A 20,009-nucleotide genomic window follows, 5' to 3' on the forward strand; every position below is an offset into this window, starting at 1 on the left:
CTCAAATCTGCAGCCGTGGATCGAACGCGTCCCGGAGCCCGTCGCCGACGAGATTGAACGCCATGACGGCCAGGAACACACACAGGCCCGGGAACAACGACACCCACCAGGCGGTCGCGAGGTACTCCCGTCCGTCGGCGATGATGTTGCCCCAACTCGGCTGGGGCGGCTGCACCCCGAGGCCGAGGAAGCTCAACCCGGCCTCTGTGAGGATCGCCAGGCCAACGCGCAGGGTGGCGGAGATCACGATCACCGGCACGACGTTGGGGAGGAGATGGTGCGTGATGATCCGGCTGCTGGACGCGCCGGTCGCCCGCGCGGCCGCAACGAAGTCCCGACCGCGCAGCGACAGGAACTCGGCCCGCACCAGCCGGGCCGTGGGCGGCCACGCGGTCAGGCCGATGATCAAGATGAGGCCGGGTACACTGGGTCCGAACAGCGCGAGAAACGCCACCGCGAGGAAGAACACCGGGACCGCGAGCACGACGTCGGTCAGGCGCATCAGAACGGCATCGGCCGGGCCTCCGAAGTACCCTGCCGGGGCGCCGACGAGGACGCCGATGACCACGGAGACGAGCATGGAGAGCACCCCGATCGCAAGCGAGATGCGCGACGCGACGATGATGCGGCTCAGCACGTCCCGCCCCAGGTTGTCCGTGCCGAGCAGGTACGGCCACGCGGGGCCGTGGAGGATGGCCAGGACGTGCGGCACGTCGGGGTGGAACGGGGCCAGGCGCGGTGCGGCGAGCGCCACCGTGAAGAACAGGGCCATGATCGCTGCCCCCGCGATCGCCCGCGGGTTGCGGACGAACCGGTGTCGCGCGCCGCGGCGTCCGGCGCGCGGCCGGCGCGATTCGGCGGCGGGGCTGGCGAGCTGGCTAACCATGGCGGATCCGCGGGTCGAGATAGAAATACCCGAGATCGGCGCCGAGGTTGCTGAGCGCCACGAGCACGCCGGCGACCGTGGTCGTCGTCAGGACCGTCGGGTAGTCGCGCGCCAGCGCCGCGTTCACCGCGAGCCGCCCGATGCCCGGCAGCGCGAAGATGGTCTCGACGACGACGGAGCCGCTCAACAGAAAGGGCAGCAGCAGCGCCGTGATGGTGAGCACCGGCGTCAGCGAGTTCCGGACGACGTGGTGCAGGAAGACGGCCTGTTCCGCGAGCCCCTTGCTGCGCGCGACCCGCACGAAGTCCTGGTCGAGCGCGTCCAGCAGCGACGATCGAGCGTAGCGCACGAGCACCGGAAGAATGCTGAGCGCCTGCACGATCGTGGGCATCACGAGATAGGGCCCGATCACGGCGGGGCTGTACCCGGAGGCGCCAACGGGGCGGAGCCCGCTCGCCGGCAGGACGCCGAGCTCCTCGGTGAAGACGAAGATCAACACGAGCGCGAACCAGAACGTCGGGAGCGAGATCCCCAGCAACGAAAACAGCGTCGCGGCGTGGTCGACGCCGCTGTACGGGCGCAGCGCCGAGACGACCGCGATCGGCGACGCCAGCGCGATCGTCAGCGCAAGCGAGGTTGCCGTGAGGATGAGGGTCGTGGGCAGCGCCTCGGCCACGCGCTGGATCGTGGGGCGTCGGTCGCTGAAGCTCCGAAGCCTGCCGGTGACCAGCTCCGCCATCATCGACGCGTACTGCACCGGCAGCGGACGGTCCAGCCCGAGCTCGTGGCGCAGCTGCGCGACGTCGGTGACCCCGCGTTCCTCCGGCGAGACGAGGAAGTCGACGGGATTCCCGGGCGCCAGTACGAGGAGCGCGAAGGTGATCGCGGTGACGCCGAACACGAGCGGGATGAGGATGAGCACCCGCCGGACGAGGTACGCACTCACGCGGTCAGCTGGCTCAGCGCGCCTTCCAACGCGGCAGGGATCCGAAGAAGTCGCGGAGTGAGGTGACCCCGCTCGGCAGGACGAAGTTCTTGTTGACCCCCCAGATCACGTCGGGCCGGATCGTGAGGATGTGCGGGGCGTCGGAAATCACGAGCTCCTGAATCTGGTTGTAGAGCGCCTTCTGCGCCGCCCGGTCGCGGGTCAGCACGACCTGCTGCAGCAGCTGGTCCATCTTCGGATTGCTGTAGCCGATAATTTGGGAGGTCGACCCCGTGCTCATGAAGTTCGCCTCGAGTTCCGCCTGCGGCGGGAAGATGAGGTTGAACCACGCGATGCCGACCAGCTCGATCGGAGCGCCGGGCGTGAAATAGCGGCTGAAGAAGTCGCCGCGCTCGACCGCCTGTACGTCGATGCTGATCCCGACTGCGCGAAGATACTGCTGGATCAGCAGGGCCTGGTCTTGATAGTCTTTCCCGGCGAGGAACGCGTACTTTGCCTTGAAGGGCTGCCCGCCCTTCTGCGCGGTCCCGTCGGACCCCGGCGTCCATCCCGCCTGGGCGAGCAGCTGCTTCGCCTTCGCGGGGTCGTACGTGTACCCCTTGAGCTGCTTGTCGAATTGCCAGAGGCTCGGGTGCACCGGGCTCTGGCAGACCGTGCCCAGACCGCGGTACAGCGCCCGGAGCATTTCCTCGCGATTGATCGCGTACGCCATCGCCTGGCGGACGCGGACGTCTTGGAAGATCGGCAGCTTCAAGTTGGGCGCGAACCAGTAGAACGTGTCCCCGGGCACCCGCAGCGGCGTGACGCGCGGGTCGTTCTGAAACTGGGCGTACGCCTCGGGCAGAATGCGGCCGGCGTCGATGTTGCCGGCATGGAGCTCCGCAAGCACCGTGGCGTCTTCCGGGATGAGCTTGAACACCACGCGCGGCAGGTTCGGGGCGCCCGCCCAATAGTCGTGGAACGCCTCGAACGTTAGGCTCTCCGTTTCGCGCCACTCGGCCAGGCGGTACGGCCCCGCACCGATCGGCCGCCGCGCAAACGGCGCCTCCTGCAGCCGCGCCATGTCGACGTTCGCGAGCCCGTGCGCGGGCAGGATGGCCGCGGTCCCGATCTGCTCGTAGAAGAACGGATACGGACGGTTGAGGATGAACCGCACCGTGCGCGGGTTGACGACCGTGATCCCCGTGACCGCGGACGCCTTGCCGGCCTTGTACTCCTGCCCGCCGGCGATCTCCAGGAACGCCGGCGCGGTCGTCGGGTACTTGGGGTGCAGATAGAACTCGTAGCTGAACTTCACGTCCTGGGCGGTCACCGGGGTCCCGTCTTGGAACTTCGCGTTCCGCAGGGTGACGAGGTACGTCTTGCCGTCCGGCGAGGCCGGGTACTGCGCCGCGAGCCGCCCGCTCACGTTTCCCTGACCGTCGACGGCGGTGAGCGAGTCGTTGATCATGAGGTTGACGTACGAGAACACCGCTTCGTTGCTGCCCAGCATGCGGACCGGCAGGCCCCAGATCGCGATCACAACCTGCGACGGCGCCTGCGCGGCGGCCGCCGCTCTGGGCCGGCCCGGCGCGCCTGCCACACCGGCTGCGAGTCCGGCGCCGATCTTCAACAACGCACGTCGCGTCAACATGTCGATCCTCCATCGCCGCGAACCTGCGTGCCGGACTCGCGTCTTCGAGTTAGGTTCGCTGCGGCGCTGGCGATTCCTCGACCGCGCGTGCAGGGGCGGCGGTATCGCCGGGGAAAACCTCTTCGTGCCACCCCGCGGACGTGCGCGATCTGGCGAAGGCGGGGAAGGGACGGGTATGAGTTCGAACCGGCGCGGCCAAACCGCGGCGGGCTCTGTGGAGCGACGAGTGCCGCCTTTCTTTGGATGACCTCTACCCGGAGCGAGAGGCGTCGCGGGCCAGTCGCCACACCCCAGGAGGAACGGAGATGACGGATCGTCCGCTGGTGGCCATCGATCACGTGCTGATCGGGGTCGCGGATCTGTCTCGCGGCGCTCGGCATCTGGAACAGACCTACGGCCTCAAAGCGCTCCCGGGAGGACGCCATCCCGGCATCGGGACCGGGAACATGATCGTCCCCTTGGGATCATCCTACCTCGAGCTGATCGCCGTCGTGGAGCCCCGGGAGGCCGGATCCCCGAGCGCCCAGCGCGTCGCCCGCACCGTGCGCGAAGGAAGGACCTTCGTAACGTGGGCGGCGCGCACCGACCGCCTCGACGCCCTCCAGGCACATCTCCGGGAGCTCGGCGTTCCGACCGAAATCCAGGACGGAGCGCGCACGCGGCCGGACGGTGTGTCGCTGCGGTGGCGGACGCTCCCGCTTGTTCCGTTCAGCGAGCCGAGCGTGCTCCCGTTCATCATCGAATGGAACGTCCCGCCTGGGCAGCATCCCGCCGCGGCCGCAGTCGAGCACCCATCGGGCGCGCGGGGGATCCAAAGGCTCCGTCTCGGTGACCCCAAACCGGCCGAGGCATCCCGTCGGCTGGCCTCTCTCCTCGGAGAGGGAGTGGCCGCCTTCGCTGCCGTCGAATTCGCGGAGACCCCAGGGGTGCTGGCGGTGGAGATCGACACGCCGGGCGGTGTCGTGACGATCACGTAGCCCGCGCCGCCCCAGCGGGGACCCGGCGCCGCTTGTGCCGGCCGTCGCGCCTTGCGCCGGACCTCGAGTTCGGTGGCAGCCGGCCCGAGCCCTCCGCCCGGACCAGCGTCCTGACCCCGCCTACTGGCTGGATCTCAAGCCCTCCGGGAGCAGCTCTTTGGCCTGCCGCTTCAAGGCGCCTCTGTCCAATTTGTTCGTGCTCGAGACCGGCAGCACATCTCGAAAGAAGACGCGGCGCGGATGGGCATAGGCCGGACCGCGGGCGAGAAAGTGCGTTCGTAGCTCGTCCTCCGTGGCCGAGGCACCCGGCTTGAGCACGACAAAGGCGATCGGCGCTTCCCCCTTCACCGCATGGGGCGCGGGCACGACGGCCACGTCCGCCACCGCCGGATGCTCGAGGATGATGGTTTCGACTTCTTTCGGATACACGTTTTCGCCGCCGACGCTGATCATGTCGTCCGTACGGCCGCAGAAGTAGCAATACCCCTGCTCGTCCCGGCGCATCAGATCCCCCGTCCGCACCCACCCGTCCCGCGTGAAGCGCTGCGCGGTCAGCTCCGGCTCTTTGAGGTACCCTAAGGCGTTTGCCGGAGAACGCGACCACAGCTCCCCGACCTCGCCGGGGGCGCAGTCGCGATTCGGATCGTCAAGCGGGGTGATGCGGATCTCCACGTCGGGGACCGGCAGGCCCGTGCTGCCCAGCTTCTTCACGCCCCACCGCGGGGTCAGAATGTTCGCGCCCGCCTCGGTCAGACCGTAGGTCTCGGCGACGTCGCAGTGGAACGTCGCGACGATGCGGGCCATGAGCTCGGCCGGCACCGGCGCGGACCCGCAGGTTAACAGGGCCACCGACGACAGATCGAAGCGGGCAATCTCGGGATCGCCGAGCATCAGCGCGTACATCGAGGGCGTCCCGGACGTGAACGTGACCCGGTGGTCGTGCATCGCCTGCAGCGCCTGATGGCGGTCGAACTCGCGCAGAATGACCGCGCTGCCGCCCACGAAGAGCATCGGGAGCAGCGTGCCCCACAGCGCGTTCGCATGATACAGCGGCCCCATCACGAGACCGCGATCCGAGCGGTCGTGCAGCATCGTGAGGGCGCTGGATCGCGCCTGCCACCATGTGTTGCTGTGGCTGAGCATGCATCCTTTCGGCCGGCCGGTCGATCCGGACGTGTACATCAGCACCGCGATGTCATCCGGCTCGACCGCCTCGGACCGGTCGGCCGGCGTCGCCGCCGCAAGCGCTTCCTCGTACGGGTCGCGGGGCGCGCCCGGCTCCGTGACGAGCGTCCCGCGCGCCTCTTCGGCGGCGGCGCGTATCGCGTCGAGCTTGGGGCCGAGACCGGCGTCCGCCACGAGAAACTTGGTCCCGCTGTGGCGCACGACGTACCTGAGCGTGTCGCCGCCCAACTTGATGTTCACCAACAGCGCCACGGCACCGGCCCGCAGGGTGCCGAGCACGCTCTCGATGAACCGCCAGTCGTTGCCGAGCGCGAGCGCCACCGTCTCTCCCGGCCTGACCCCGGCTCCGCGTAGCAGCCCGGCGACGCGGCGCGCCCGCGCGTCGAGTTCGCCGTAGGAGAGCCGTACGTCTCCGGCAATCAGCGCCGGTCGTTCGGGGGCGAGCGCCGCGGTTTCCGCCCCGAGATCCCCGGCGTTCGGGGTCAAGATCCAGGGCCGGGCCGGGATCAAGACGCGTCCCTGTTGGGTCGCATCCCGGTCAGCGTGTCCTCCATCGTCGGGTTCCCCCTTGTGCGGGCGTCGTGCGGGACGATAAGATCGGCGGTCACGTTTTGAACACTCCCCGTCCGACCGCCACGAGCTGGCCCGCGTCGTCGGTCACGTCCACGTCGGCGACGGCCAGCGACCGGCCCGCCTTGCGGGTCCGCGCCGTCGCGACGAGCGTCCCGCGCGCCGCCCGCAGATAGTCCACCCGGAGATCGATGGTGGGCACGTCCCGGCCGACGGCGGCGATCACCGCGAAGTCGGCGGCGGTATCGATGAGCGAGGCGATGGCGCCGCCGTGGATGTAGCGCCCGCTCTCGTCGTCGCCCGCCAGCAGGTCCTCGCGAAACGGCATCCGGACGACGACCTCCCCCTTGGCGGCCTTCGTCATGTGCAGGCCGAGCAGCCGGTGATACGGCGACCGTCCGAGAAACTCTGGCAGCCCGTCCAACGGGACCGTCGACACTCAGCGCCTCCTTGGCCTCACTCGTTGGGGTGGATGATGATCTTCCCGAACGCCTCGCGGTCCTCGAGGAGCCGCTCCCCTTCGGCCGTCTGCTCGAGCGGCAGCACGCGGTCGATCACGGGCCGGATGCGCCCCGACCACGTGGCGGCGAGCAGCGTCTGCAGCTCCTCCCGCGTCCATCCGTCCGAGCCGAGAATCGTCAACTCCCGCACCCAGATGTAGCGAATGTCGGTCTTGGGATCGTACCCTGTGGTGGCGCCGCACGTGAGGAGCCGGCCGCCCTTCCGGAGGCTGCGCAGGCTGCGGACCCACGTCTCTGCGCCGGTGTAGTCCACCACGACGTCGACGCCGCGCTTGCCCGTCAACGCCCACACCGCACGGTCGAACTCCACCTCGCGGTAGTTGATCAGGTGTTCGGCGCCGAGGTCGCGGAGCTTCGCCAGGCGGTCCGCCGTGGACGCCGCGGCGTACACGACGCAGCCCACCATCCGCGCGATCTGGACGCACGCGGTTCCCACCCCGCCGGCAGCGCCCAGGATCAGGACGTGCTCCATGGGTCGGATGCCGCCGCGCGTCAGCAGCATGCGCCAAGCGGTCCCATAGGCGATCGGCAGCGCCGCGGCCGTGTCGAAGTCCACGTCGTCAGGAAGGGGGATGAGGTTGGCCGCGGGGACGACCGCATACTCCGCCAGTCCGCCGGGCGCGTCTTCTCCGATTGCGCCATGAGCGATCGCCGGATCCACGAGGACGCGCGCCCCCAACGTCACCCCCGTCACGCCGGGCCCGCACTCTGCGATTGTCCCAGCGATGTCCCCGCCTGAAATGAAGGGCAGCGGGGTGTGCTTCCCGGGCATCCCCCGGCGGACGAAGATGTCGAGGTGGTTCAGCCCGCACGCGTGCACGCGGACCAGGACCTCGCCCGCTTTGGGCTGCGGGGTCGGGATCTCTTCGAGGTGCAACTGGTCCCGCTCGCCATGCTCATGAATCACGATCGCCCGCATGTGTCCTCCGTCCCACGACCCCGCGGCCGGCGCCCACGCTTCGGTCCGGCACCGAGTGTCCGCTTGGCCGTACGACGGCGTGATTCGATTCCGGGAGTACCTAGGCCTCTTGACCGCGAGCGCCTCGCGCTGCCGCGGTGCATCCTCGCGAATTCAACGGTTGCAGGGTTCGATCCGAGGTCGTTCGCCAGCGCCGCAGGGCTACGAGCGGAGTCGTCGGCGCAACGCGCCGTTCATGGGAGCTCAGCCTGCACCCGAACCGATCGGCGGCCGGGCGTCAGGCTGTGCAGTGGCACAGGGGGCGAAACCGCACCGCCGTTTGGATCTCGCGCCCGTGCGCTACCGTGTGATCAGCGGAACGCCGGCCAACGTCAAGACGACCCCCTCCGCGACATCGCGCACAAGCATGTGCGGGAGTTTGCGGGTCCTCCGGGCGAGTCGCTGATAGTGCGCCAAGGCTTCATCGGAGAATTCGAGTTGGCGGAGCAAATCCATTGAGGCCTTGAACTGAGCTCGCTTCGCGATGCCGCGGGTGGATAGATCGCGTCGCGCCTGCAGCTCGACGGAGTCAAGGTATTTCTGGGCCTGTTTCAACACCGGGCTCCTTTGCGAGCGTATTTGGTGCCCCACTCGATGGTAGTTCATGCCCAAATGCCGCCGCATTGAGCGTTCAGCCTCTCCCGGCTCACCCCGGGCGGGCGTCGAATGGCCGCCCGGAACGGGTGCGATGCACAGGTGTCCGGAAAAATCGCCGTCAAACCGTGCGGTGAATGTGATCAATCCGCCCGCGATCTTTCACACTTTGGGCCCCGAGCTCATCCCGCGTTACCGGTGCACCGTGTCCGGCCCTCGTCGCGATACCGGCGAGAGCTCTCCGAGATGCGTCTGACAGAAACGTCGTCGGGGCATATAGAACGTCGGGGGGTCCGCATCACCTACGGCGTTCATGCGTCTTCAGGGCCCCAACTACAAGAGGAGGCAGTGGTGTGGACATTACCGAGTTGCTCGTGCTGACGAAAGACCGGGATGCATCCGATCTCCATCTTTCCGCCGGCCAGCCCCCGATCCTGCGCATTCACGGGGAACTGATCGACCTCAATGTACCGGTGCTCACGCGAGAGAACGTGCACACGATGTTGTATGACATTCTCACCGATGATCAGAAGGCGAGATTCGAAGCGACGCGCGACCTCGACTTGTCCCTCGAGCTCGACAAGGTTGGACGGTTCCGGGTGAACGCCTTCGTGCAGCGTCACGGGGCGGGTATGGTGCTGCGCCGCATCCCCACCGAGATCCGCACGCTGGACGACCTCGGGATGCCGCCGGTGCTCAAGGACTTCTCGCTCAGGAACCAAGGGTTGGTGTTGGTGACGGGGCCCACGGGGTCCGGGAAGTCCACGACCCTCGCCGCCATGGTGCACCACATGAACGAGCGCCGCCGGGATCACATCATTACGATCGAAGATCCGATCGAATTCGTTCACGAACGCAAGCAGTGCAGCATCAATCAGCGGGAGATCGGGTCCCACACGCAGTCGTTCGCCACGGCGCTGCGCAGCGCGTTGCGGGAAGACCCGGACGTCATCCTCGTCGGGGAGATGCGCGATCTGGAGACGATCGCCCAGGCGCTCACGGCCGCCGAGACCGGGCACCTCGTGCTGTCCACGCTCCACACCAACAACGCGCCGCAGACCATCAGCCGGATCGTGGACGTCTTCCCACCGCATCAACAGGAGCAGATTCGGACGCAGCTCGCGGATTCGCTCCTGGGCGTGGTTGCGCAGACGCTGGTCCCGACCGTGAACGGAAAGGGACGCGTGGCCGCAGCCGAGATCATGACCGTGAACCCTGCCGTGCGCAATCTCATTCGCGAGAACAAGATCCACCAGCTCCCGTCCGTGATCCAGACGGGCAGCCGTGAGGGGATGCAGACCCTGGACCAGCACCTGAAGCAGCTCGTGCAGCAGGGTCGGATCAGCGCCGACGAGGCCGCCAAGCGCGCGACGGAAAAGAGTCTGTTCCCGCAGACCGGCGGCGGCGCGCCATCGAAGCCCGTGGCGGCGACCGGGACGATGCGGTGACGCGTCGGGCCGGGCCGGCGGACCGGGCTCGTCCACAGGCGGTGCTCGTACCCTGCCGGCCGTGCAGGTAGCGCGGGCCTGCCGGCCTGGTGCGGGCCGGCGACGGCGTCAGCCGTTCGCACGGAAGAACAAGAGACGTCGAGTCGGCGATCGACAAGCATGACCTTGTTGGGCCGCGGGCGGGGGGATTCGACCGTGCGACCCGGCAGGCCGTCCCACAGGCGCCAAGGTGCCGCGGGCGCGATCTTCTCATCGTATTGGGATCGGGAGGCGGGGACTGCATGAGTGTTGCGTCGGTACTGGCCATCGACGAACTGCTCCGAGGCATGGAGGCGCACGGTGCTTCGGATCTCTACTTGGTCAGCGGGATGCCGCCGACGTACCGGGTGGCCGGGGCTCTGGTTCCCCATTCCGAGGAGCTCCTGAGCGCCGACACGATCCGGCGTCTGGCGGAGCAGTTGATGGCCGACCGGCATCGGCAGGAATTCCAGGAGCAGATGCGCGCCGACATCGCCTACGCGTCGCCCGTGGGGCGGTTCCGCGCCAACGTCTACGTGGAGCGGAACGCTCCGGCGATGGTGGTCCGCCGCGTGAACACGCGGATCCCCTCGTTCGAAGAGCTCCGTCTGCCGCCGGTCGTGGCCGAGCTCGCGCTCGCGCCCCGGGGACTGGTGCTCGTCACCGGGCAGGCCGGCGCCGGGAAGTCTACGACGATCGCGGCGATGATCAGCTATCGCAGCCGGGAGCGATCGGGGCACATCGTGACGATCGAGGATCCGATCGAGTTCGTGCACGCGCACGCGAAGAGCATCGTCAGCCAGCGCGAGGTCGGGACGGACTGTGAGTCGTTCAGTCTGGCCCTGCGCGACGCGGTCCGCCAGGCGCCCGACGTCATCCTGATCGGCGAGATCCGGGACGAGGAGACGGCGAGCGCGGCCGCCCACTTCGCCGAGACGGGCCATCTCGTGCTGGCGACCCTGCACGCCACGAACGCGACCCAAGGGTTGGAGCGATTCATGTACTTCTTTCCCCCGGAGCGCCACACCGGCGTGGCGATGCAGCTGTCGCTGACGTTGAACGGCGTCATCTGCCAGCGCTTGAACGCGCGCGCCGACGGTACGGGACGGGTGCCGGCGGTCGAGGTGCTGCTGTCGACACCACGGGCGCGGGAGCTGCTCCGGAAGATCGATCTGCCGGGCATCCGATCCGTGATGCAGTCGCCCGAAGGCGTCCAGCAGGGCATGCAGACCTTTGATCATGCGCTGTATCATCTGCTTAAGGACGGGCTCGTGGATCACCAGACCGCGATGGAGGCGGCCGACAGCCCCAACGATCTCCGTATGCGCCTCAAGGGATTCCGCTAGCGTTTCAGCCGGCGCGCCGGCAAGGGCTTCCGCCTCGGCGGATTTCAGCGCGGCGGCGGCGAACTCGCTTGTGAGCGGACCCACCGCGCCGCCGACCACCACGCCGGGCCCTGTCCGGCCACGCCAGCTCGCGACCGGCGGCAGCGCGAACGCGATGTGCGTCGCGAGAGGGATCTCATGCCTGAACTGCCGGACGTGGAAACGGTCGTCCGAATGCTGCGCCGGAGAATTGTCGGGGGACGGATCGGTCGGATCCGGGTTCTGGACCGCTCGGTCGTGCGCTCACCCGTTCCGGCGGTCTTCGCGCGCCGAGTGCAGGGGCGCGTGATCCAGGCGGTCCACCGCCGCGGGAAATACCTGCTCATCGACCTTGAAGGCGCCTCCACGATCGTTGGGCATCTTCGGATGACCGGGGACTTTGCCGTCGTTCCGAGGCGCGAGCCGATTCGCCCGCACACGCGTCTCGTCGTCGGGCTCGACGGCACCGACCTGCGGTTCATCGACCAGCGGCGATTCGGTCACGTTGATCTCGTCGCGACGCACGCGCTGGAAGCATTCCCGGCGCTGCAGCGTCTCGGGGTAGAACCGCTCGGCCCGGCGTTCACGCAGGACCGGTTCCGGGCCATCCTGCGGGGCCGGCGCGGGTCGCTGAAGGGATTGCTGCTCCGCCAGGACCTCATCGCCGGCATCGGAAACCTGTATGCCGACGAGATTCTGTTCCAAGCCCGCCTGCGGCCCGCCCGTCAGGTGGATTCCCTGCGGCCGGTGGAGGCGCGGCATCTCTATCACGCCATGCGGAATGCCCTGCGCCGCGGGGTGGCGGCCCTGTCCCGGCGGCGCACCGCCGTCGGAGACTTGTTCGAGGCTCGAGCGCGCGGCGGCGCCTGTCCGCGCTGCCGTCGTCCTCTCACGAGCGCTACCATCGCCGGCCGGACCACGTATTTCTGTCCGCGCTGCCAGCGCTGACGCGCCGAGCGACCCGCGAAGAATCGGGTATGCGGCGCGCTCATCGCCGGCGGTGATACGGCGTCCCCGCAGTCCCGCTCGCGGACGGATCGAGGGCCGGCTCCCACGAGCGCAAGAGCCGGCCCCCGGGACTCCGGACGCTTGCGGTGCTACTTGTTCTTCGAGCTCATCATCATCTGCAGGCTGTTCGTGAGGTCCGTGTTCGACTGCCACAGCATGTGCACCATCGTGGCCAGCTGGCTGATCTGCTTCATCATGGCCTTTTCGGCCGGCGTCATCTGCATCTGCATCGTCATGCTCATGTCGTGCTGCATTGACGTGTACTGCTGGGCGATCTGATCCAAGATCGCCTTCTCCTTGTCGAGGGCCATCTGCGCCTCCGCCGGGCTCGGCGCGCTCTGCTGCGCTCCGGCGGTAGTCAACCCGCCGAGCGCGGTTGCGACGACAAAGCCGATGAGCACACCCAACGCGACCAGCTGAAACTTCTTCATGGTTGTCTGCCTCCTTCGTGTTTCGTGTACCGCATCGCGGTACGCGATGATGCAGACGACCGGCGTCTTCGGCGCTTGACCGGGTCAGCCCACCCCCCCTTTCCGAGCGCACGGACGGCCGGACGTCAGATTGGCCTGCCGTAGACTGCACCGCCAAGGGTAGAGAAGGCGCATGACGATACGATAAAGCCGGCGGCGTCGCGCGCGCGGGATTCCGTCTCGTTGTCATCAAACCTTCACATGATCGTCGTACGCTGTCTTGACCGCAGCCATGTAGGGCACGGAGGAGGCGCCACGGATGCACACGGTCGCGGAGCACGCCGAGGCGAGGCGCACGCGTGCGGCATAGCCTGCTTTGGCGCCTGCTCGGGGCTCAACTCCTCGTCATCGCCATCGCGGTGGTCGTCTCCGGCGCGATGATCGCCAATCTGGCCACGCAGTCGTTCATGCAGATCATGGTGCGGTATCACATCGATCCGACGGTCGACGAGCGGCAGTTTCTGGCCACCCTGGATCACGTGCTGCTCACCAGCAGCCTGGCCGCCGCGGCCGTGGCGATGCTGCTTGGGTGGGTCCTCGTGCGCCGGGTGGTGCGCCCGATCGGCGAGATGATGGTCCTCTCCGAGCGGATCGCCGAGGGCGACTATGCCCGGCGGATCACGGCGCAAGGGTCCGACGAAATCGCGCGGCTCGCCGAGTCGCTGAACCGCATGGCGGCGGCGCTGCAGCGGGTGGAGGCGCTGCGGCGGGAACTCGTCGCAAACATCGCCCACGAGCTGCGCACCCCGTTGAGCACCCTCCAAGGCTACCTCGAAGCGCTGCGGGACGGCATCACGCCGGCGGACCCGGCGACGCTGGCCTCGCTCCACGAGGAGGCGCTGCGCTTGGTGCGGTTGGTACACGCGCTCCATCAGCTGAGCCAGTTCGACGCCCGGATCTCCCGGGTGCGGCAGGTGCCGCTCGACGTCACCGTGTTGGCCCGTTCCGTGGTCGCCACGTACCGCCCCGAATTCGACCGCCAGAGCCTTGCCGTTCGGGAGGACTACGACCCGGCGTGCCCGCAGGTGCACGCCGATCCGGACTTGGTCGGTCAGGCGCTGCGGGCCCTGCTCGACAACGCGCTTCGATACGCTCCCGGCGGCGCCGAGATCGTCGTGCGGACGAGTCGCGTTGAGGAAACCGTCCGCGTCGCGGTGGAGAACACCGGCAGTGAGATCCCCGCCGACGATCTGCCGCACATCTTCGAGCGGTTCTATCGAGGGGAGAAGTCGCGTTCGCGCGAGACCGGGGGCGCGGGAATCGGGTTGGCGCTGGTGCTGGAGATCGCCCGCACGCACGGTGGGGACGCGGGCGCGACGAGCTCGGGCGGCACGACCACCGTGTGGTTCAGTCTCCCCGCTGGCACCGTCTAGATGGGCTTGTCGTCCCGGACGCCTTTGAGCACGGCGTGCCGCAGCCCGTGGGCGCCGCGTTCCTTGAACTCCACCTCCACGACGATGTCGGGCTTGACCCAGCGGACCTCGCGGATCGTCCGCTGAACGTCCACCGCGCCGGGAAGGGTCGGCGCGCTTGGGAACGGGCACCGTTTCCGCTCTAGCTCCCGCAAGCGTTTGAGGAGGTCATCGCGCAACTCGTCGTCGGCGCGCTCGGCGGCGACCACCCCGACGTACGCCAGTTTCCCTTCGGGCGTCCGCTCTCCCACGACGAGGCCGGCGAGATGTCTGCGAGACAGGAAGAATCCCGCGGCCAGGAACTCCTCGCGCGGCCGCGTCGGGATCTTCACCCAGTCCGGTGACCGGAACCCCGGACGATACACGCTCCGTCGCCGCTTGGCCACGAGGCCTTCCAGCCCAAGCTTGACGGCCGTCTGGAACGCGACGCGCCCGTCCACGCCTTCGAGCGCCGGCGTCACCTGAACGGCCGGGCCGTGCAGCGCCTGCTCGAGCGCTTCGAGAATGCGCTGGCGCTCTTCGAGCGGCCGCGCGAGCAGCGAGTGTCCGTGCAGGTAGAGGCAGTCGAAGATCTTGTAGCTGAGCATCCCCCGCCGGCCCTTCCACGCTTGCACCGCCTCCAAGCTGGGCCGCCCCTGTTCGTCCAACACGACCATCTCACCGTCGAGTACGAGCGAGGTGGGAAACGCCCGCAGGCGATGCGAGACGGGGTAGAAGCGCTCCGTCACGTCCCGTCCGTTGCGCAGCCGAAGTTTCACCGTGCCGTCGTGGACGAACGCGATCACCCGCAACCCGTCCCATTTTGCCTCCATCAACCAATCGGGATCGGTAAACGGCGCGCTCCCCAACACCGGCAACATCGGTTCGAGCCGCTTGGGGAACGGCGTGCTCCCCGCCTTCTCGAGGCCGAGTTGGACGAGTTTCAGGTACACCGGCTTCTCGAACATCGCGCATAGTGCTTCGAGATCGGGGCGGAGCAGTCTTGCTCCTGGTCGCCGTGCGCTGGAACGAAGCGGCGGTCGGGTGCACCAGGGCTAAACTCGGGCTTGCTGGGGCATTACACCCCTGATGGCAAATGCGATCCAGCACCAACGCCGCACCTAATAGGAGGGTGACCGTGAGAAAAGCGTTTCTGGGAGTGCTCAGTCTGGCGGCTTGCGCCGTCGTCTTGGTGGCCATCTGCTCGACCGCTTCGGCCAGCCTCGGCCAGTTTCAGGGAACCTGGCGGAATACCGATCCCAACACCAGCGGGGTGACCGCGCTTGATATCCGCGTGCTGGGGGGCGACATGACCGTCGCGGCGTGGGGACGTTGCCACCCGTCGGACTGCAACTGGGGTCGGGTGAACACCAACGCCTACGGCCCGAACGTCTCGTCCAACCTCTACGCGACCGCCGACGCACTGTCCGCACGGTTCCGCACCAGCTTCAGCGAGACCATGGTCATCGTGAGGCCGGGCGGGGTGGACCGCGTTGTGGCGCAGGTGTTTACGCGCTTCACGGACAACAGCGGACGCACGCCGTACATGGGCGTCTACACGTTCTATCGCGTGGCGGGGCTGTCTTCGCCGGCGCAACCTTCACGCAGCATCGGCGCCGGGCTTACGCTGGCGGCGAAGCCCCAGTAGGCTCCGTCGTCCCGATCTTTCGGCGGGTCGTCTGACCCGCCGGTGTCCAGCGGCACCATTGTCGCTGCGGCCGTGATCGTGATCGCGCGGGCCCCGCTCGGCGCGTTCACCACGGCCGCAGCGACGTGGATTCCGCCGCGACCTCCCGCTGTCTAACGGTCGCGAGGCCGCGCTCCGCCCTGCGTTCGGGAACGCCCGACGGCACTCCCGTGCGCGCGATGCCCGTTGCGTCGGGTCCCCGTGAGGGGGCCGCCCGGAGGCCAACCGCAAGACGTTCCAGAAGCTTTCCTGACGACGGGCAGACGCAACTCACTCTGGCCCGCGCCGGGAGGCATTGATGTCCACATCCACCGTGCCCGTGACGATCGCGACCCGTGACTACGACTACGTCGCGCCCCTCGCGTTCGGCGACGTGAAGGCGGAGGGGATCGACCTGACCATGATCCGGGCGTTCGACGCGCTGGATCAATTCCGCACCACCCCCGCCATCGACGGCGGGGAAGCATCGTTCAGCCAGTACCTGCGCCGCGTCGCCGCCGGTGATCGCTCGCTCGTCGGCCTGCCCATCTTTATCATGCGCGAGTTTCGCCACCGCTGCTTCTTCGTGCACCGCGACAGCGACCTGACCGACGTGAGCCAGCTGCGCGGTCGTCGAGTGGCGACGGACTCGTGGGGGGCGAGCGGGAATACCTGGAGCAGGGCGCTCCTGCGCCGGGAGGGGGTGCCGTTGGAGAGCGTCCGGTGGTTCGTCGGTCCCGTGGATCCCTGGCCCGACGCCCGCGGTCGACCCGCTCCCCGCCGGGGTCGAACCCGTGCCGCCGGGACGGTCCGTGGGTGAGATGCTGGTGGCTCGCGAGATGGACGTCGCGATGTGCCCGTGGGCTCCGCGCATGTTCCACGAGCCGGGCTCGAAGGTCAGGCGTCTGTACGCCGACTATCGGGCCGTCGAACGGGAGTACTACCGGCGTACGCGCATCTTCCCGGGACACCACGTGATCGTCCTGCGGCGTCCGGTTGTCGAGCGACACCCCCAGATCGTCGCGGCCGTCTTCGACGCGTTCGTCCGCGCGAGAGAGATGTCCGAGCAGAACCATCGCGTCCTGCACGAGTCGAGCCCGTGGGTGCTCGCCGACCTCGAAGATCAGGACGCCCTGCTGGGACCGGGGTTCAAGCCGTACGGGTATCGCGAGGACCGCGCCATGGTCGCCGCGTTCTGCGAGGAGCAGTTCGCCCAAGGCCTGATCCGCGAGCCGCTCGATCCGGACCTGCTGTTCGCGGACTTCGAGCGGCTCGCCGGTCCGGGGGCGGGATCCCGCAGAGCCTGACCGCGCGGGCGCGCCACCACGGGCGACCGCTCTGCTCCCGAGTGCGGCGCCGTCAGGAGTCCCGAGGCGGGAGCCGCCGCGCTGCCCAATCGTACGCCGGCGAGTAGCGCTCGTAGTGGACGACCTCTTCGAACTCCCGCCAGACGCGCCGGCTCGGCGCGGGTTCGTCCCCGTAGCCGGCGATCACCATGCCGACGGGGACAATGCGGGGAGGGAGGCCGAGGACGGCCTGGATGTGCTCCTCGTGGAAGTCGCCGATGAACGCCGTAGCCAGCCCGCGGTCGGTCGCCGCCAGCATGAAGAGCAGCGCCGCGTACGCGACGTCCACGTACAGGTACTTGTGCGCGCCGCGGGCACCGTATCGCTCGGCTTCGCGCATCAGGTCACCGCAGAAGACCACGGTCACGCGGCCCGCGTCCGGGCGGGCCCCCCGGCTCCAGGATGCGGCGGCCAGCCCCGCGCGAATCTCTGGATCGCGCACCACGACGACTTCGAGCGGCTGCGTGTGCCCCGCGCTCGGCGCGCGCTGCGCCACGCGCAGCAGATCTTGCAGGACGTCGTCGGGCACCGGCCGGGGGTCGAACGTTCGGATCATGCGTCGCCTGCGGAGCACGTCCCTGAACTCCATCGGTGCCTCCTGGGTCGGGGTGCGGCGCAGGTTAGACGCGCGCGCGCCGGATTCCTGGGCCGCGCGGGCGCGCGTTGACGCGCGCGTCTGGCCCTGGTATAGTGTAATTGTCGTCATACATGCGTTCGGTGGGAGATGCCGAAGGCATTTCCCACGGTGTGTCGCAGGCCTTGCTCGTGACGAGTTGGTCCCGGCGAGACACGCGCAGATGCCGGCACCAGCTTGAGCGGCTCAGCCGCGCCCGGTCTTCGACCGGGACACGAGGAGGCGATTGGTATCAGTAGCACACTGACAGAAACCCTGCCCTCAGATCCACGGCTTCTAGAATCTGCACCTTCGTTTGAGGCGCTATCCCTTCGAAAAGAAACGTCCGGCGCGGTGGAGGCATTGGGCTGGACGCAGCCCACACCGATCCAGTCGCAAGTCATCCCGGTGATGATCGGCGGACGGGACGTCGTCGGTCAGGCGCAGACCGGTTCCGGCAAGACCGGTGCGTACGGCATTCCCCTCGTCGAGCGGCTCGACCCGGTCAAACGGACGCTGCAGGGGCTCGTCCTCGTGCCCACGCGCGAACTGGCGCTGCAGGTGGCGGGGGACGTGCGCGCGCTCGGCCGAGCGCGCGGCCTCAAGGTCGTCGCGCTGTACGGCGGGCAGGCGATCGACCGCCAGTTCGCGGAACTGCGGCGTCACCCGCACATCGCCGTCGCGACCCCCGGGCGTCTGCTCGACCACATGCAGCGCGGGACGGTGACGATCGGGCAGGCGGAGATCGTCGTGCTCGACGAAGCCGATCGCATGCTGGACATGGGGTTCCTCCCGGACGTCACGCGCATCCTGGGGCGGACGCCGAAAACTCGGCAGACCGCGCTGTTCTCCGCGACGATGCCCGGAGAGATTCGCACGATCGCGACGCAGCAGATGCGCGATCCCGTGTGGGTCGCGATCGAATCCCAGGCGCGGACGGTCGAAACCGTCGAGCAGTTCTACGTGGAGGTCGCCGAGGAAGACAAGGTCAAAGCGCTACGGCGGCTCCTTCGGGACGAGCCGATTCACTCGGGGTTGGTCTTCCGGCGCACGCGGCATCGGGCCGACCGGCTGGCGCGGGCGTTCGCCCGGGACGGCGAGGTCGGCGTCATCCACGGGGGCATGCGGGAAGGCGCGCGGCTCAAGGCGCTGCGTGACTTCGAGGAGAAGCGCGTCCGGCTCTTGATCGCCACGAACGTCGCCGCGCGGGGACTCGATCTCGCCGAGGTCTCCCACGTGATCAACTACGACATCCCCGAGGACGTCGACACCTACATCCACCGGATTGGGCGCACGGCGCGCGCCGGCCGGGCGGGGACGGCGATCACGTTCGTGGGGCAGTACGATCTCGAATTGTTCGATCAGCTGCGACGCGGCATTGGGGCCTCGCTCCGGCCGCACCCGCTCAACATCTACGAGACGTCGCGCGGCGCCCGGTAGAGCGTCCGCGCAGGCGGCCTGGGCCCCGGTGGCGCGCCACCGGGGCCCGTCGATTGTCCCGCCGCTCCGCCGCTTCGAGACACGACGATCGCCCGCACCTCGTCCGGCAGGCGCAGGCGCGCGGACGTGCGGGGGTTCGGCCACCACTGGTAGCGTCGGAGATCGACGGTGAGGTCGGCCCGGACGCGCACGCCGTCCCGCTGCAACGCCCGCTGATGCCCCGCGCGCCCGCCGTCATAGCCGGAGGCGAGGCCGCCCGCGCGGTTCACGACGCGTTGCCACGGGAGCTGCGGGCCGCCGGCGTGAGCGATCCAGCCGACCTGACGGGCCGCCCGCGGGTGCCCGGCGAGCAGGGCGAGTTGCCCGTACGTGACGACCCGTCCGCGCGGCACGCATCGTAGAATCTCCCACACCCGCTCCCGAAACCCCGCCGTGCGTCCCCGACTGCTCGGCGCCGCGTCGAGCCTGCGCTTGATCCGTTGCGCGCGATGCGCCGGCCGCGTGATGCGTTCGTCCGGATCGATGGGGTACGGCATTCGTCTGCTCCCTCCGCGCGTGAGGCGCCGGCGCCGCGTCGTGTCGCGCACACCCTCGGTGATTTCCGCCGGGCGGGCGGGCGGATCCTGCGGCCGCACGCGCCGCGCGACGCGTCTTTGCGCGCCGGCGCGCCCCCGATCGACCGCCGGAGACGCATGAGAACGTCTCTCAGCAGGCGGGCCTCCGCGGGGCTGATTGGATGAGATCTCGTTATCGGTGGGGCCGATTGATCGAACGGGAACGGGTATTCTAGAAGGGTTTCGGGGCGGATCTTGCAACCGAGTATGTCCGGCCGACCCGTAGGATTTCCGGCGAATTCGATGGCTGCCGACGAGGGTCTCGTGTTCTCTCAGAATCTTTGCGAATTCCTCGGTTTCCCAGCAGGAAAAAAGAAAGTAGTGTCGTATCTGGGGTATCGAGGGGCAAGACACGGTCCCC

20 protein-coding genes are annotated in these 20,009 nt (G+C 68.5%); 9 read left to right on the forward strand and 11 right to left on the reverse strand.

What is annotated here, in order from left to right; genetic code table 11:
* Window position 1: 1 nt before the first annotated feature.
* From VKZ50_19565 to VKZ50_19575, 3 genes are read right to left on the reverse strand one after another with little or no spacing between them, the layout of a single operon-like run.
* Entirely contained in the window at window positions 2-886 is an 885-nt protein-coding gene (locus VKZ50_19565) for an ABC transporter permease (GenBank protein HLJ61930.1), read from the reverse strand.
* Window positions 879-1,832, reverse strand: a complete 954-nt coding sequence (locus VKZ50_19570) for an ABC transporter permease (GenBank protein HLJ61931.1) — start codon at window positions 1,830-1,832, stop codon at window positions 879-881. The genes VKZ50_19565 and VKZ50_19570 overlap by 8 nt, the downstream gene beginning before the upstream one ends.
* Window positions 1,833-1,845: 13 nt before the next feature.
* A complete protein-coding gene (locus VKZ50_19575) occupies window positions 1,846-3,465 on the reverse strand; it encodes an ABC transporter substrate-binding protein (protein HLJ61932.1) in 1,620 nt (539 codons plus the stop codon).
* Between the two features lie 305 nt (window positions 3,466-3,770).
* Here VKZ50_19575 and VKZ50_19580 point away from each other — a divergent pair, with 305 nt between their 5' ends.
* Window positions 3,771-4,442 carry a VOC family protein gene (locus tag VKZ50_19580; protein HLJ61933.1) on the forward strand — a complete coding sequence of 224 codons (672 nt, stop codon included), beginning with the start codon at window positions 3,771-3,773 and terminating at the stop codon, window positions 4,440-4,442.
* Window positions 4,443-4,562: 120 nt separating this feature from the next.
* Here the strand turns inward: VKZ50_19580 and VKZ50_19585 are convergent, their stop codons facing one another.
* The 4 genes from VKZ50_19585 to VKZ50_19600 all read right to left on the reverse strand — a co-directional run bounded on the left by VKZ50_19585 (window position 4,563) and on the right by VKZ50_19600 (window position 8,231).
* Entirely contained in the window at window positions 4,563-6,137 is a 1,575-nt protein-coding gene (locus tag VKZ50_19585; GenBank protein ID HLJ61934.1) for a class I adenylate-forming enzyme family protein, read from the reverse strand.
* Between the two features lie 94 nt (window positions 6,138-6,231).
* Window positions 6,232-6,636 (reverse strand): PaaI family thioesterase, encoded by a 405-nt coding sequence (locus tag VKZ50_19590; protein HLJ61935.1) that lies wholly within the window; start codon window positions 6,634-6,636, stop codon window positions 6,232-6,234.
* Between the two features lie 17 nt (window positions 6,637-6,653).
* Complete coding sequence (locus VKZ50_19595; protein ID HLJ61936.1) at window positions 6,654-7,637, reverse strand: zinc-binding dehydrogenase; 984 nt, start codon at window positions 7,635-7,637, stop codon at window positions 6,654-6,656.
* A gap of 339 nt (window positions 7,638-7,976) precedes the next feature.
* Window positions 7,977-8,231, reverse strand: coding sequence for a hypothetical protein (locus tag VKZ50_19600; GenBank protein HLJ61937.1), 255 nt, complete (start codon window positions 8,229-8,231; stop codon window positions 7,977-7,979).
* A gap of 392 nt (window positions 8,232-8,623) precedes the next feature.
* Here VKZ50_19600 and VKZ50_19605 point away from each other — a divergent pair, with 392 nt between their 5' ends.
* The 3 genes from VKZ50_19605 (at window position 8,624) to mutM (ending at window position 12,048) form a co-directional block, all read left to right on the forward strand.
* Window positions 8,624-9,718, forward strand: coding sequence for a type IV pilus twitching motility protein PilT (locus tag VKZ50_19605; GenBank protein ID HLJ61938.1), 1,095 nt, complete (start codon window positions 8,624-8,626; stop codon window positions 9,716-9,718).
* Between the two features lie 281 nt (window positions 9,719-9,999).
* Window positions 10,000-11,082, forward strand: coding sequence for a PilT/PilU family type 4a pilus ATPase (locus VKZ50_19610; GenBank protein ID HLJ61939.1), 1,083 nt, complete (start codon window positions 10,000-10,002; stop codon window positions 11,080-11,082).
* Between the two features lie 177 nt (window positions 11,083-11,259).
* Window positions 11,260-12,048 (forward strand): bifunctional DNA-formamidopyrimidine glycosylase/DNA-(apurinic or apyrimidinic site) lyase, encoded by a 789-nt coding sequence (mutM, locus tag VKZ50_19615; protein HLJ61940.1) that lies wholly within the window; start codon window positions 11,260-11,262, stop codon window positions 12,046-12,048.
* Window positions 12,049-12,197: 149 nt separating this feature from the next.
* On the opposite strand, the gene VKZ50_19620 is transcribed toward mutM, so the two are convergent.
* A complete protein-coding gene (locus tag VKZ50_19620; protein ID HLJ61941.1) occupies window positions 12,198-12,539 on the reverse strand; it encodes a hypothetical protein in 342 nt (113 codons plus the stop codon).
* Window positions 12,540-12,877: 338 nt separating this feature from the next.
* Between VKZ50_19620 and VKZ50_19625 the strand changes: the two genes are divergently transcribed.
* A complete protein-coding gene (locus tag VKZ50_19625; GenBank protein ID HLJ61942.1) occupies window positions 12,878-13,951 on the forward strand; it encodes an ATP-binding protein in 1,074 nt (357 codons plus the stop codon).
* Here VKZ50_19625 and VKZ50_19630 read toward each other — a convergent pair.
* Window positions 13,948-14,937 (reverse strand): hypothetical protein, encoded by a 990-nt coding sequence (locus VKZ50_19630; protein HLJ61943.1) that lies wholly within the window; start codon window positions 14,935-14,937, stop codon window positions 13,948-13,950. The two genes, VKZ50_19625 and VKZ50_19630, sit on opposite strands and share 4 nt — an antisense overlap.
* Window positions 14,938-15,107: 170 nt before the next feature.
* Here VKZ50_19630 and VKZ50_19635 point away from each other — a divergent pair, with 170 nt between their 5' ends.
* The 3 genes from VKZ50_19635 to VKZ50_19645 all read left to right on the forward strand — a co-directional run bounded on the left by VKZ50_19635 (window position 15,108) and on the right by VKZ50_19645 (window position 16,942).
* Entirely contained in the window at window positions 15,108-15,617 is a 510-nt protein-coding gene (locus VKZ50_19635) for a hypothetical protein (protein HLJ61944.1), read from the forward strand.
* Window positions 15,618-15,954: 337 nt separating this feature from the next.
* Entirely contained in the window at window positions 15,955-16,455 is a 501-nt protein-coding gene (locus VKZ50_19640; GenBank protein HLJ61945.1) for a hypothetical protein, read from the forward strand.
* Window positions 16,448-16,942 carry a hypothetical protein gene (locus VKZ50_19645; GenBank protein ID HLJ61946.1) on the forward strand — a complete coding sequence of 165 codons (495 nt, stop codon included), beginning with the start codon at window positions 16,448-16,450 and terminating at the stop codon, window positions 16,940-16,942. The genes VKZ50_19640 and VKZ50_19645 overlap by 8 nt, the downstream gene beginning before the upstream one ends.
* 52 nt (window positions 16,943-16,994) lie before the next feature.
* Here VKZ50_19645 and VKZ50_19650 read toward each other — a convergent pair whose 3' ends face one another.
* Window positions 16,995-17,570, reverse strand: a complete 576-nt coding sequence (locus VKZ50_19650) for a nitroreductase family protein (protein HLJ61947.1) — start codon at window positions 17,568-17,570, stop codon at window positions 16,995-16,997.
* A 378-nt stretch (window positions 17,571-17,948) separates the two neighbouring features.
* Between VKZ50_19650 and VKZ50_19655 the strand changes: the two genes are divergently transcribed.
* Window positions 17,949-19,034, forward strand: a complete 1,086-nt coding sequence (locus tag VKZ50_19655) for a DEAD/DEAH box helicase (protein ID HLJ61948.1) — start codon at window positions 17,949-17,951, stop codon at window positions 19,032-19,034.
* Here the strand turns inward: VKZ50_19655 and VKZ50_19660 are convergent.
* Window positions 19,007-19,570 carry an MGMT family protein gene (locus VKZ50_19660; GenBank protein ID HLJ61949.1) on the reverse strand — a complete coding sequence of 188 codons (564 nt, stop codon included), beginning with the start codon at window positions 19,568-19,570 and terminating at the stop codon, window positions 19,007-19,009. The genes VKZ50_19655 and VKZ50_19660 overlap by 28 nt on opposite strands.
* Between the last annotated feature and the right edge of the window lie 439 nt (window positions 19,571-20,009).

It is taken from the genome of bacterium (genome assembly GCA_035295165.1).
Taxonomy (GTDB): Bacteria; Sysuimicrobiota; Sysuimicrobiia; order Sysuimicrobiales; family Segetimicrobiaceae; genus JAJPIA01.